The sequence below is a fragment of the Algibacter mikhailovii genome (assembly GCF_014651495.1).
GTDB lineage: Bacteria > Bacteroidota > Bacteroidia > Flavobacteriales > Flavobacteriaceae > Algibacter_E > Algibacter_E mikhailovii.
The window spans coordinates 162909-176473 of the sequence record NZ_BMWZ01000003.1 but is presented as its reverse complement, the minus strand read 5'-3'; the positions used below and the strand labels follow the sequence as shown (position 1 = coordinate 176473).

General features: G+C 34.0%; 13 protein-coding genes. 8 read left to right on the top strand and 5 right to left on the bottom strand.

The genetic code is table 11. The features are described 5' to 3' along the window. Positions 1 to 5: 5 nt before the first annotated feature. From IE051_RS06925 to IE051_RS06900, 6 genes are all read left to right on the top strand, one after another. The gene (locus IE051_RS06925; RefSeq protein ID WP_189360065.1) at positions 6 to 638 is read left to right on the top strand and encodes an outer membrane beta-barrel protein; all 633 of its coding nucleotides are present in this window, start codon (positions 6 to 8) and stop codon (positions 636 to 638) included. A 103-nt stretch (positions 639 to 741) separates the two neighbouring features. Continuing rightward, positions 742 to 1632, top strand: a complete 891-nt coding sequence (locus IE051_RS06920; protein WP_189360064.1) for a hypothetical protein — start codon at positions 742 to 744, stop codon at positions 1630 to 1632. Positions 1633 to 1728: 96 nt separating this feature from the next. Further along, on the top strand, positions 1729 to 3675 hold the full coding sequence (locus IE051_RS06915) for a tetratricopeptide repeat-containing sensor histidine kinase (RefSeq protein ID WP_189360063.1): 1947 nt from the start codon (positions 1729 to 1731) through the stop codon (positions 3673 to 3675). Continuing rightward, positions 3665 to 4300 carry a response regulator gene (locus IE051_RS06910; protein ID WP_189360062.1) on the top strand — a complete coding sequence of 212 codons (636 nt, stop codon included), beginning with the start codon at positions 3665 to 3667 and terminating at the stop codon, positions 4298 to 4300. Before IE051_RS06915 ends, IE051_RS06910 begins: the two co-directional genes overlap by 11 nt. A gap of 39 nt (positions 4301 to 4339) precedes the next feature. Continuing rightward, positions 4340 to 5176 carry a 50S ribosomal protein L11 methyltransferase gene (prmA, locus tag IE051_RS06905; protein ID WP_189360061.1) on the top strand — a complete coding sequence of 279 codons (837 nt, stop codon included), beginning with the start codon at positions 4340 to 4342 and terminating at the stop codon, positions 5174 to 5176. Between the two features lie 10 nt (positions 5177 to 5186). After that, positions 5187 to 5462: an ATP-dependent Clp protease adaptor ClpS gene (locus IE051_RS06900; protein WP_189360060.1), complete on the top strand. Its 276-nt coding sequence runs from the start codon at positions 5187 to 5189 to the stop codon at positions 5460 to 5462. Here the strand turns inward: IE051_RS06900 and IE051_RS06895 are convergent. Next, entirely contained in the window at positions 5459 to 5728 is a 270-nt protein-coding gene (locus tag IE051_RS06895) for a heavy-metal-associated domain-containing protein (protein ID WP_189360059.1), read from the bottom strand. The genes IE051_RS06900 and IE051_RS06895 overlap by 4 nt on opposite strands. A gap of 54 nt (positions 5729 to 5782) precedes the next feature. Then, entirely contained in the window at positions 5783 to 6385 is a 603-nt protein-coding gene (locus tag IE051_RS06890) for a LexA family protein (RefSeq protein ID WP_189360058.1), read from the bottom strand. 134 nt (positions 6386 to 6519) lie between these two features. Here IE051_RS06890 and dinB point away from each other — a divergent pair, with 134 nt between their 5' ends. Together dinB and IE051_RS06880 are read left to right on the top strand one after the other, a co-directional pair. After that, positions 6520 to 7740, top strand: coding sequence for a DNA polymerase IV (dinB, locus tag IE051_RS06885; protein ID WP_189360057.1), 1221 nt, complete (start codon positions 6520 to 6522; stop codon positions 7738 to 7740). 14 nt (positions 7741 to 7754) lie between these two features. After that, complete coding sequence (locus IE051_RS06880; RefSeq protein WP_189360056.1) at positions 7755 to 10799, top strand: DNA polymerase III subunit alpha; 3045 nt, start codon at positions 7755 to 7757, stop codon at positions 10797 to 10799. A 33-nt stretch (positions 10800 to 10832) separates the two neighbouring features. Here the strand turns inward: IE051_RS06880 and IE051_RS06875 are convergent, their stop codons facing one another. From IE051_RS06875 to IE051_RS06865, 3 genes are all read right to left on the bottom strand, one after another. Next, the gene (locus tag IE051_RS06875; RefSeq protein ID WP_189360055.1) at positions 10833 to 12245 is read right to left on the bottom strand and encodes an MBL fold metallo-hydrolase; all 1413 of its coding nucleotides are present in this window, start codon (positions 12243 to 12245) and stop codon (positions 10833 to 10835) included. Positions 12246 to 12357: 112 nt separating this feature from the next. Further along, positions 12358 to 13149: a sulfite exporter TauE/SafE family protein gene (locus tag IE051_RS06870; protein WP_189360054.1), complete on the bottom strand. Its 792-nt coding sequence runs from the start codon at positions 13147 to 13149 to the stop codon at positions 12358 to 12360. 2 nt (positions 13150 to 13151) lie between these two features. Further along, entirely contained in the window at positions 13152 to 13565 is a 414-nt protein-coding gene (locus tag IE051_RS06865; RefSeq protein ID WP_189360053.1) for a DUF6691 family protein, read from the bottom strand.

Here is a 13565-nt window from a genome sequence, read left to right as displayed (position 1 = left end):
TTAAAATGAAAACAAGAATAACTACTACAATCGCAATGCTATTAGTAACAGCAATGGCCTTTTGTCAAAATTTAAAGGTAACAGGAGGTGCCAGTTTTATGAGTGTTAAATACGCTAGTAATATACCCATAGTACCAGCAAATGGACCTAGTGATGAGCCTACAGATACACCTACTGACGTGACAACTAAAGTGTATTCTCAAAAAGCATTGGTGGATACAAATAATACATCATCGATTACCTCAAAAGGTACGAATAATGAAACGGGATTTTATTTAGGCTTAGCGTTAAGTGATTTTAATGTTTTCGGAAATTTTGAATTTCAGCCTGAATTGCGTTTTGTGGGGGTTAAGGATTTTAATCAAATTCAAGTTCCGGTGTTATTGAGCTATCCCATAAAGGAGAAATTTCATGTTTTTGCTGGTCCTAGTTTTGCATTTCTTCTCGACCCTGCTCCAAATATTAGCAGTTTTAATTTTGCTGTAGATTTTGGAGTAGCTTATGATATTTCTGAAAAAATAGCAATAGATGCTCGATATGTTTGGGGACAAACCAACCTTTTAGAAAATGGGGATAGTAATAACTATATAAAGATCAACCAAATTCAAGTTGGGATAGCCTATAGATTCGGAAAATAGTTTGGTTTTAAATTTATAGATTCTACAATAAGAACGTGATCAGTAATTGATATAGAAAACAAAGTGATTAAAAAGTAAATCGGATTTTATAATAACAAGGCTTATGGAACCTTATAGTACGGAAGTAAAAAAACTTACTATTCTAGTTTTAATATTTATGAATTTGTTATCCTATTCGCAAACAAAGTTTATAGGAATAGCCATGTCTGCAAATTTGCCAAGTGGATGGGTGGTTCAGGAAGAAAACTACGGACAAATTTTGTTGAGTAACCCGAAGAATGCAGCGGGCATCATGTTTATTGAACATGGCTGGACAACAGAGCAGATGGTTCTAGAAAAAATGCAGCAAGAAATTCTAGAAGAAGGTTGGCAGGCCAGTTTAGCGACCGATATAATGGAGTTGGATAATGGCGACCTAATAGCACTATATCAAGGACGTGGTAATGGGCAAGAGATTGTTGTAGTTGCTGTAGTTTCAAGAAGTAAACTTTGGGGAAGAGGAGGCGTAATGACCGTTGTGTTAGTGCCCAAAAATAGTTTTAATGATGATTTACAGGATTTAGCTGTAGTCATTTCAAAGTCAATAAAATATAGATCGATTATGAACCCTAAGGCCGAACAAAGCGCCGATATCTTTAAGGGAAGAAAACTAATTAGGTATAACTCGTATTACACTTCGGACTTTAATAATACGGTGAGTGTGGGATCAAATAGTAAAACAACTATTCATTTTTGTTCAAACGGAGGCTTTGCAATTGAGGGGTATTCAGACTTGAGTTCTGGCGGGCCGGGTATGGATGGTGAAGCTTGGTCTAATACCAGTGCTGGCGAAGGGCTTCGGAGTTTAATGGATGTTAATAATTATATGGTACTGCGCTTAGCATCTAATGCTGGAGAGGTAAGTTATATGCCTATTGAGCGTTATACCGAAGATGGTGCTTATTATATTAATGACGATAAATGGGTGATTGGTGGTAGTGACCTGTGTAACTAATTCTAAAAGTAGTTTATAATTTTCTTACATTTAATAGCTGGAAAATTTGCTTTTGAAGAAAAATAAAGTGTTTGATTGGTTTATATGTTATTACAAATGAAAAAAAAAGTACTTTTTATTTTAATCAGCGTTTCTTTTTACTGTGGACTTTCTCAAAGTAGAGAGGTTGACAGTCTAAAATTATCTTTAACCAATTCTAAAATACACGACACAATAAAAATTAAAAACTGTTTAATTTTAGCGGGAAAATATGGCGGATTTAGTTTAGACAGTCTAAAGAAATACACCTTAGATGCTATAGATTTATCAAAGAAAAATAATGATTATTTGCTCGATGGCGGTTATTATTTTATGGGTGTATATTATAGTGAAATTGGGGAAATTAATAAAGCAAAAGAGTCATACAAAAAAGCATTACCACTTGTTGATAGTATTTCGAACAAAAAGAAGTTCGGACAAATTTTATCAGCCTATGCTAATTTACTAAGTGAAACAAATGAGTTAGATGAAAAGATTGCTTATTATACCAGAGCTCTTAAAATAATGGAAAGCATAGGTGATCAGTCTAAGATTGCTTTTACCCAATATAATATTTCAAACGTTTACAGACTTACCGGTGTAGATACGCTTGCTATAGACTATTTACAACGAGCGCTGATAAGTGCCGAAGCTAGTGGCCAAAAATCATTAAAAGGGCATATATTAAATAATTTAACAATTTTTGCTTTAAAAAATAAGGATCTAGAAAAAGCGAATACTTATTTAATTGAATCTGAAAATATTTGCAAAGAAACAAAGTTAAATCTATTATGTTTTCATACGTTCCTGCAAAAGGGAAGGTACTTAGATGAATTAAAAAAAACACTGGAAGCCGAAAATGCTTTTTTAACTGCTTTAAAAAATGCAAAAAAAAGAGGAGCACCACAAGACATTATGCTAGCCTACACTTATCTAGGGAAGCACTATGAGGAGGCTGGTCATGCAAAAAAGGCCATACAAAATTTTGAAAAAGCGCAAGAGCAAGACCCTGCAAATGCAGAACGCATAATGAGCCCGTTTTCTTATATGAGTTGGTCTCGTGCTGAAAGGGAATTAGGTAACTATAAGAAGTCAAACGAGTACCTCCTTAAGCATGTTAAAATAATGGATTCTTTAAATTCTGAAAAGAATAAAAAATCTCTTGCTATTGCTGAAGCTAAGTATCAAACTGTAAAAAAAGACAAAGAGATTGCTAATCAACAATTAGAACTTAAAGACAAAGCGTCCGAAATTCAAAAAAAGAAAACGCAAAACAACTATATGTTGGGAACAATTGTATTTTTAACTATCGCCTCAATCTTATTGGTCTTTTTATTTAAACAACGTCAAAAACGAAAGAATCAGGAGTTGTTGACGCTTAAACGTGAGTTTCAGATAAAAACCTTAGAGTCTTTAATTGAAGGTGAAGAAAAGGAACGGTTCCGTATAGCAAAAGAATTGCATGATGGGGTTAATGGCGATTTATCCGCTATAAAATATAAATTATCCTCATTGTTGGAGATGAATAATAAAGTAATTAAGGAGGCTATCACCATGATTGATGATTCATGTAAACAAGTAAGGGCTATTTCACATAATCTTGTGCCGCCGTCTTTAGAAAAGTTTGATTTAGTAGAAGCCGCCGATGCGTATTGTGCTAATTTGAATGAATTAAATCCTAGCATAGAAATTACATTTCAGCACTTGGGAGATGTTGTTGATATGTCTAAAAAGGCAGAAGTCAATAGCTTTAGAATTATTCAGGAGTTAGTTACAAATAGTCTAAAGCATGCCGATGCTTCTAATATAAATGTGCAAATAAGTAACCGCAACAATCTTATTCAAATGACTATAGAAGATGATGGGAAAGGCTTTGATAAAACCAATATTGAGTCAAGTGGTATTGGTTTAAGTAATGTACAATCAAGGATAGATTATTTACAAGCCACAGTAGATTTAATCTCTAATGAAGCTGGTACGTCTTATACTATAGAAATAAACAAAGAAACGCTTAATGGAAATTAAAATAGCCATAACAGACGATCATAAAATGGTACTACAAGGTATTCCTTCTATGCTTCAAGGCTCCCCAGAATTGAAAATTGTAGGCTTGTACGAAAATGGGAAACAAACCATAGAACAGATTGGAATTGATATGCCCGATGTCTTATTTTTAGATATTAATCTACCCGATATTAATGGTATAAACTTAAGTAAAAAACTATTAAAATTACAACCTGATTTAAAAATAATAGCACTTACTAATTTTGAAGATATCTCGTTTGTAAGGCGAATGCTTAAAAATGGGGTTCACGGCTATCTATTAAAAAATACAGATAAACTTGAATTGGTAACAGCCATGAAAACTGTTTTGTCTGGAGAATTATTTTTGCAAAAAGACATTCAATCACGACTCATACAGCAAAGGGTTAAAAAGACGAATGATAATGGTTTAATACCAAAGTTAACCAGAAGAGAACATGATGTTTTAATTGCTATTTCCGAAGAATTAACAACTCAGCAAATCTCAGAAAAGTTGTTTATTAGTCCTAAAACCGTTGAGACTCATAGGATGAATATAATGAGTAAGCTGGGTGCTAAAAACAGCGTAGGAATTATTAAAATAGCGATTGAGAAAGAATTGTTATAGGGGATATCTTCATATCTTTGTAGTCGCAAAAAAACGACTATGTCAAACATCATTTATATCGGTTACGAGTTTACAGTAGTACCTTTACAGCCAGGAGTTGAAATTCTTATTGCAGAACTAGGATATGCCGGTTTTGAAAGTTTTGTAGAGACAGAAAAAGGCGTAACGGCCTATATTCAAAAAGAAGAATGGCAGGAGACTGTTTTAGATGATATACAAATTCTGAATTCTGAGGAATTCAAAATCACTTTCGAGTTTAATGAAATAGAGCAAACCAATTGGAATGCAGAATGGGAGAAAAACTTTAACCCTATTGTGGTGGACAATCTTTGTGCGGTTAGAGCACCTTTTCATGATACCTTTGATACAAAGTATGATATAATTATTGAACCCAAAATGAGTTTTGGTACAGGACATCATGAAACTACACACATGATGATTCAACATATTTTGAAGAATGATTTTAATGGTAAATCAGTTTTAGATATGGGCTGCGGTACAGGTGTTTTGGCTATTTTAACTGAATTGAAGGGCGCAAAACCTATTGATGCTGTTGATTATGATAACTGGTGTTACCTAAATAGTTTAGAAAATGTTGAACGCAATAATTGTAAGCATATTACGGTTATTGAGGGAGATGCAGCTGTGCTTGAAGGGAAAACATACGATGTCATTATTGCGAATATTAATAGGAATATTTTAATGCAAGATATGGCGACTTATGTGTCTTGCTTGAATAAGGGCGGTATGCTATTTTTAAGTGGTTTTTACAATGATGATATTCCTATGATTCAACAGGAATGTGAAAAACATTTGTTAAATTTTACAGAAAAATTAGAAAGAAACAATTGGGTATCGCTAAAATTTATAAATTAGTATAAAAAAAATGGGTACTAAAGAAAAAATATCCGAAGAAGTACTACTTAAGGAAGAGGTCTTAGCTCAAAATGAGATTGTATTATTTAATGATGATGTGAATACTTTTGATCACGTTATTGAAACATTAATTTATGCTTGTGAGCATACTGCCGAACAAGCTGAGCAATGTGCTCTTCTAGTGCACTACAAGGGGAAATGTACTGTTAAAACAGGTTTTTTTGACGATTTAAAACCACGTTGTACGTTGCTTTTAGAAGCAGGATTAAGTGCTGAAATAGTTTAATTATTTATTCTTCCAATGGCGCAACTTACAAAAGATTTAGCTTTTGTTGTTATTGCATTTTTATCGCCTACTTCGGGATACCCCAGTTTAACTAATACGTTTTTAGCTTCTAACAGCACAGGTTCTGTTGTGTAGGTAAACGTCACAGAGAAGTTCTCATTGTCAACAAAAACATCTGAAACCTCGCTTAATTCATTCAATTTAGTGGTAATGGTGTGCGCACAACCACCACATTTTAAGTTTTGTATTTCTAGAGTTGTTTTCATGGGGGAATAAGTTTATACTAAAATACGATTATTACAGCTTTTTCAGAAATAATGCTAACTGTATTTAATGACATTTTTTACTACACCTTCAATTTTGAAGTAATCGTCTACAATAATTATAGGAGAATGACTTTTACTATTTAGAGAACTTAATGTTATTGTGTCATTTTGCTTAAAAAAGGTTTTAATGATTACTTTTTCTCCATAAACACATACAATGTTATCTCCGTTTGAGGCTTCATTTTTCTTATGTGCAATAACTAAATCACCTTCTTTAATAAGCGGTTCCATAGAATTTCCTTTGGCAGTGACAATAAAACCTTGGTTGGCAGGAAATTTAAGTAATCTTGAGGCAATAGGGATTTTATCAATAGGGTTTCCGTCTAGTATAGACCCATTTTTCCCGCATTGCGCATGACCATATAAGTTTAAATAGACTATTGGACGTTCTGGATTAATGAAAATTTGATAGTCTCTTGGGTTGTGAGGATTCCGTTTTAAATAGCCTTTTTGTTCTAGTTTTTGAATATGATGGGCCACCATACTAGATGAAGAAAAATTTAAGATTTCCTGAATTTGTCTTATGGTAAGTGGAGTGTCAATATGTTCATCAAGTAAGTTTAAAAGTAATACTTGGTTTTCATGTAAATCATTCATCTACAGTGTTGTTAAGTGGTTTTCTTAATCTAAATGCTAATTTGTTAATAATTAAAATATATACAAATATAGAATATTTGTTTTTGTTCTATATTTTTGTAGAACAAAATACTTTTAGAAATACGATCACTTTTATGAAGCGTACTATTTTACATCTCGACTTAGATGCTTTCTTTGTCTCTTGTGAACGACTTTTAGATAGCAAACTAAACAATAAGCCCGTTATTGTTGGTGGTTTAGGTGGTCGTGGTGTAGTAAGTGCTGCTAGTTATGAAACACGAGCATATGGCGTGCATTCTGGCATGCCCATGAAAATGGCAAGACAATTATGTGGTCACGCTATTTTTATTAGAGGAAATGCAGGGACTTATACAAAGTATTCTAAGCTAGTTACAGAGATTTTGCAAAGTGAAGTTCCTGTCTTGGAAAAAGCAAGTGTTGATGAGTTTTATGCAGATCTTTCTGGGATGGATCGTTTTTTTGGATGTTATAAATATGCTACAGAACTACGTCAAAAAGTAATTAGAGAATCAGGACTGCCTATATCATTTGGACTTTCAGGAAATAAGACAGTTTCTAAGGTCGCTACCAATGAGGCAAAACCTAATAATCAATTAAAAATAGATGTAGGTTCAGAAAAGGAATTTCTTGCACCACTTTCAATTAAAAAGATTCCATTGGTTGGAGAAAAGACCTTTAGAGCCTTTTGTAATATGGGTATTAAAACGGTACATACGGTACAACAAATGCCTGTGGAAATGATGACTTCTGTTTTTGGTAAAAATGGACGTGTTATTTGGCAACGGTCTAATGGCATTGATAATACGCCAATTATTGAATATCATGAGCGAAAATCTATTTCCAGCGAGCGTACTTATGGTTTAGATACTATAGATGTTTCTAAAATTAAAACAACGCTTGCAGCGATGGCTGAAGATTTAGCATTTCAGTTACGCCGAGGCGGGAAATTAGCTTCTACAGTAACAGTGAAAATTCGATATTCTGATTTTCAAACGTATTCCAAGCAACTTAAGATACCCTACACATCGGCAGATCATCATTTAATTCCTTTGGTTCATGAACTATTTGAAAAACTGTATGATAGAAGAGTTCTTGTGCGATTAGTAGGAGTGAAGTATGGGGGGATAACTTCAGGGACCTATCAAATCAATTTGTTTGATGACCAAAAACGAACAGTTAACCTGTATAATGCTATGGATAAAATTCGTTTGCGTTATGGCTCTCGAAGTGTGGTGAGAGCTTCTGCACTTGGAGAGGGGGCAAGATCAATTGGGAACTTTACAAACCCTTTTAATGGAGAACCTCCTATTGTATTGGCGCATAGAAGTCAGTAGATAAAGATACTAGTATGTTTTTAAATAATCACTCTTATTATAGTTTGCGTTATGGCACTATGGCCGAAAATGAGCTTTTAGAATTGGCTCAAGCGCAGGGTTGTAGTGTATTCCCGCTTACTGATATTAATAATACTTCAGGTTGTTTGAATTTTATTAGACGCGCTAACGAATATTCTATTACGCCGGTAGTAGGTATTGACTTTAGGAATAATGCGCAACAATGTTACGTGTGTTTAGCAATTAATAATCAGGGGTTTTTAGAATTAAATAATTTTCTTTCAAAACACTTACATGCAAATCAACAATTCCCTGATGTAGCTCCAAAATTTCAAAACGTAATAACAATTTACCCTTTAAAAAAGGTGTTTGCTATTGAGAAATATACTTTTGCTAAAAATGAATGTATAGGGGTATCGCTTCAAGACATCAATAAACTTCAGTTTTCTAAATTTAAGCAGTATAAGGATAATCTGGTCGTATTACATACGGTAAGTTTTAGACATAAGCGAGATTTTAATATACATCGTTTATTAAGAGCTATTGATAATAATACACTTTTAAGTAAGCTGCCTAAATTACAGCAAGGATCAATAGAACATAGCATAGTATCAACTTCTGAAATAGAAAAAAAATTTCAAGATTATCCACATATTCTAAAAAATACAACAGAAGTATTGGAGCGTTGTAGTATTCAATTTGATTTTTCTAATACTAAAAAGAGTCAAAATTTAGCAACCCTATATGAGAGTAAGGCACTGGATTTTGAAAAATTGGTAGCCCTTTGTAATGAAGGTTTGCCTAAACGCTATGATGTTGTTACAAAAACCATTAAACAACGGTTGCAAAAGGAGCTGAGTCTTATAAAGTTACAGAATTATGTGAGCTTCTTTTTAATTAATTGGAAGATTATTCAATATGCAAAATCAAAAGGATATTATTATGTAGGAAGAGGTAGTGGAGCTAATAGTATTGTTGCGTATTTGTTAGAAATCACTGATGTAGACCCTATTGAGTTAGACTTGTATTTTGAACGGTTTATGAATTTGTATCGCACAACCCCTCCAGATTTTGATATCGATTTTTCAACCTGGGATAGGGAAGATGTGACACGTTTTATTTTTGAAACATTTGGATCTGAAGGCCAAGTAGCATTGTTAGGAGCTTATGTCACATTTCAGTATAAAGGTGCCGTACGCGAACTAGGTAAAGTATTTGGGTTACCTAAATATGAAATTGATAAGTTGTGCTCAGGGAAGTTTAATTACAAACAACTTGATGAATTGTCTAGTTTGGTATTGCGTTATGCTAATTATCTACAAGGACGACCAAATTATATTAGTATACATGCGGCTGGGATTTTAATTTCAGAACAGCCCATTCATTATTTTTCGGCAACTCATATGCCGCCTAAAGGCTTTCCAACGGTACAATTTGATATGCATATTGCTGAAGATGTGGGCTTGTATAAGTTTGATATTTTAGGACAGCGTGGACTTGGTAAAATAAAGGATGCTATTGCTATAATTGAGAAGAACAGTCCTGAGATTACATTACCCAATATTCATAATGCAAAACCATTTTTCATTGATAAACAGATTAATGATATGATAGCGCGAGCAGAATGTATAGGCTGCTTTTATGTTGAGTCTCCTGCTATGCGTATGTTGCTTAAAAAATTAGGGGTTAGAGATTATTTGACACTCGTTGCAGCAAGTTCTATTATTCGTCCAGGTGTTGCAAAAAGTGGTATGATGCGCGAGTATATTTTGAGACATAAAAACCCTGAACGAAGAAAAAAAGCACATCCTGTATTATGGGATATTATGCCCGATACTTACGGTGTTATGGTGTATCAAGAAGATGTTATTAAAGTAGCACATCATTATGCTGGTTTAGATTTGGGAGAAGCTGATGTGTTAAGGCGAGGGATGAGTGGTAAATACCGTTCTAGAGAAGAATTTTTAGCTGTTAAAGAAAAGTTTATTTCTAATTGTCGTGAAAAAGGAGAACAAGATGCCGTAATATTTGAGGTATGGCGACAAATTGAAAGTTTTGCAGGCTATGCTTTTGCAAAAGGACATTCCGCATCTTATGCTGTTGAGTCTTATCAAAGTTTGTTTTTAAAATGTTATTACCCTTTAGAATATATGGTAGCAACGGTTAACAATGGTGGTGGCTTTTATAGAACGGAACTCTATTTTCATGAGGCTAAAAAATTAGGTGGTATTATTCATCCACCTTGTATTAATAAAAGTCATGTAGATACCATTATAGAGGGGGTTAATATTTATTTGGGGTTTCAGCATCTACAGGGTTTTGAAAAACGTAATATGATTCATGTATTACGATCTCGAGCAGAAAAAAAGTTTACGTCTTTAAATGATTTTATAGAACGTGTACCAATGTCTATAGAGCAGCTCGATATCTTAATTAGAGTTAATGCGTTTAGAAGTTTAGGGAAAGATAAACGGACGCTCTTATGGGAGGCTTATTATAAATACAACCATTTGGCAGTTGATGAATTACAACCGCAGTTATTTAAAGTAGGCACTAAGGAATTTGTATTGCCAGAATTTACAATTACAGATTTAGAAAATGCTTTTGACCAATTAGAATTATTGAACTTCACACTATATAATGTCTTTTCTCTTCTTGAAACGCCACCTACTAATAGGTGCTTAGTCGCAGATTTGAAAGCTTTTAAAAATAAAGTAATAACGATTTACGGTTATTTAGTTACGGCCAAAAACACAAGTACACATAAAGGGGATCGTATGCATTTTGGTACCTTTTTGGATCAGGATGGCCAATGGCTAGACACAGTACATTTTCCACCTGTGGCTAAACGTTATCCGTTTAAAGGAAAAGGTGTTTATCGTATTACAGGAAAGGTGGTTGAAGAATTTGGGTTTTTAACTATTGAAGTTATAAAGCAGGAACGTATGGGTTATGTGTCAGACCCTAGGTTTGATATGACTTATAATAGAAAGGCATTTCCTAAATTAAACCGGTCAGTTAGTGTGAAAAAAATCCCCGAGGAAGAACCTCGAGGATAGCATATTTTTAGAAATACTTATAACAATTTAATCTTATAAAGTTGAAGGACATACAAACGCTGTAATTGGTAAATCAGAGTTTTTTATAGCTCCAAATCCACCCGCAATATCAATGAGTTTATTAAAGCCTCTAGCCTTTAAAATGGAAGCCGCAATTACAGAACGATAACCACCAGCACAATGCACATAGTATTCTTGATTTTGGTCAATGGTATTCATGTTGTCATTTATATAATCTAAAGCGAAATGTTTCACGTTATCACCTTCTAAATGCTCAGATTTGTATTCACCATCCTTTCTAACATCTAAAACCTCTACATTATTATTTTTAAAGTCTTGAGCGAATTCCTGAACAGAAACTGATTTTATGGTTTCAATATCTTTACCAGCATTTTGCCAAGCTTCAATTCCTCCTTCTAAATAACCTAAGGTGTTATCATAGCCAACCCGAGATAATCGCGTAACCGTTTCTTGTTCTTTGCCTTCTGGGGTAACTAATAAAATAGGTTGTTTTAAATCGGTAATTAAAGCTCCAACCCAAGGTGCAAATCCTCCATGAATTCCAATAAAAATGGAATTAGGTATGTGTGCTTTGACAAATTCTTGTTCATTTCTAACATCTAAAACTAAGGCATCTTCGTTGTTTGCCACGGCTTCAAATTCTTCAGGACTCAATGGTGTATCACCCTTTTTAAGAATGGTTTCAAAATTATCATAGCCAGATTTATTCATCATAGCATTTTTTGCAAAGTATTGTGGTGGTGGTGCAATACCATCAAGCACTTCTTTCACAAATTCAGTTTTAGTCATATCAGCTCTAAGCGCATAATTCGTTTGCTTCTGATCGCCTAAAACACCAACGGTCTCTTTGCTTAAATTTTTACCACAAGCAGAACCCGCACCATGCGCTGGATATACTATTACATCATCAGCCAATGGCATTATTTTATTGCGAAGCGAATCAAAAAGCATACCCGCTAAATCTTCTTTAGTTAAGTCAGATTTAATTGCTAAATCAGGCCTGCCAACATCCCCTAAAAATAAGGTGTCACCAGAAAAAATGGCATGATCTTTACCTTTTTCATCAATTAATAAAAAAGTGGAAGATTCTAAAGTATGCCCTGGGGTGTGAAGCACTTTAATAATAACATCACCAAGTTTAAACTCTTCATTGTCTTTTGCTGTATGAATATCATATGATGTTTCAGCACCAGGTCCGAAAACAATTGTAGCTCCAGTTTTTTTAGCCAAATCCACATGTCCTGAAACAAAATCAGCATGAAAATGAGTTTCAAATATATATTTAATTTTAGCACCCTCTGCATTAGCTTTGTCAACATATTGTTGTGTTTCTCGTAATGGGTCAATAATAGCGACCTCTCCATTAGATTCAATATAATATGCCCCCTGTGCTAAACAGCCTGTATAAATTTGTTCTATTTTCATAGTTTTTAATTTTTAGTGATTTCCTATGACGGAAGTGTTCTATATGAACTTTAATAGTTGTTCAAAATTACTAAATAGTTAGCAGTCAATATGTAACTTATATTACACTGAGCTACTGTAGTTCCTTATACATTATGTAACCAGCCATGAGTAAAACAAAGACGCCAAAGCTCTTTTTTAGTTTGCTACTACTTACAAATTTGGACAGAAATACACCTATAAGTATTCCAAGAATTGAAATACCCGTAAAAGTTAAGAGAAAAAACCATTCAATATCTAATGTTTGAATATCTCCAATAAACCCAATAAGGGAATTTATAGTTACTATAATTAAAGAGGTGCCTACGGCTTTTTTCATTGGGATATTCGCCCAAAGCACTAAAGCCGGAACATACAGAAAACCACCTCCTGCGCCAATAACACCAGTAATAGTTCCGATAACAACGCCTTGAAAGAACGTTTTGTAATAAGGCTGGCCACTTGATTGGGTATCTTCTGGTTCACCTTTTTTAATCATTGAAATGGCCGCAAACAACATGATAATGGCAAAGAAAAGCATGATGCCCATATCTTTTGTTAAAGTATAGCCGCCCCAAGAAAACAAATGATTAGGAATTCCGGGAACAAGATACCTTCTAGATAAATACACCGCAATAAATGATGGAAACGAAAAGGCTAATCCTGTTTTAAAGTCTACCAATCCCTTTTTGTATTTTTGATAGGTTCCCACCATAGATGAGGTACCTACTACAAAAAGAGAATATGCTGTTGCAACAACAGGATTATAACCTAAAAGATAAACTAAAAGTGGTACGGTAAGAATAGAACCTCCGCCGCCAATTAGCCCCAAAACCAGACCAACTATCAGTGCGCCAATGTATCCTAAAATTTGGATATTATCCATGCTTAGTGCGGTAATTTATTTTTAAGTACACCATATATAAAAGTTCCTAAAGTGGCTGCGGCTATAACCACTATCATACTCCAAACACCTGTACCTAAGAGAATATACATAGGACCAGGACAAGCACCAATTAGTGCCCAGCCGAATCCGAAAATAATGCCGCCCACTATGTATCTAATTAATCCATTATCCTTTTTAGGAACAAAAATGTCTGCGCCTTTTATGCTTTTGATGTGTCCTTTTTTTGCAATTTGTAGAAACAGAATTCCTGAAGCCACTGCAGTACCTATAATGCCATACATGTGAAAAGACTGAAAACGGAACATTTCGTAAATTCTGAACCAAGAAACCGCTTCAGATTTGACCAGAACAATTCCAAAGAAAATACCAACAAATAAAAATTTTAGAAATTTCAT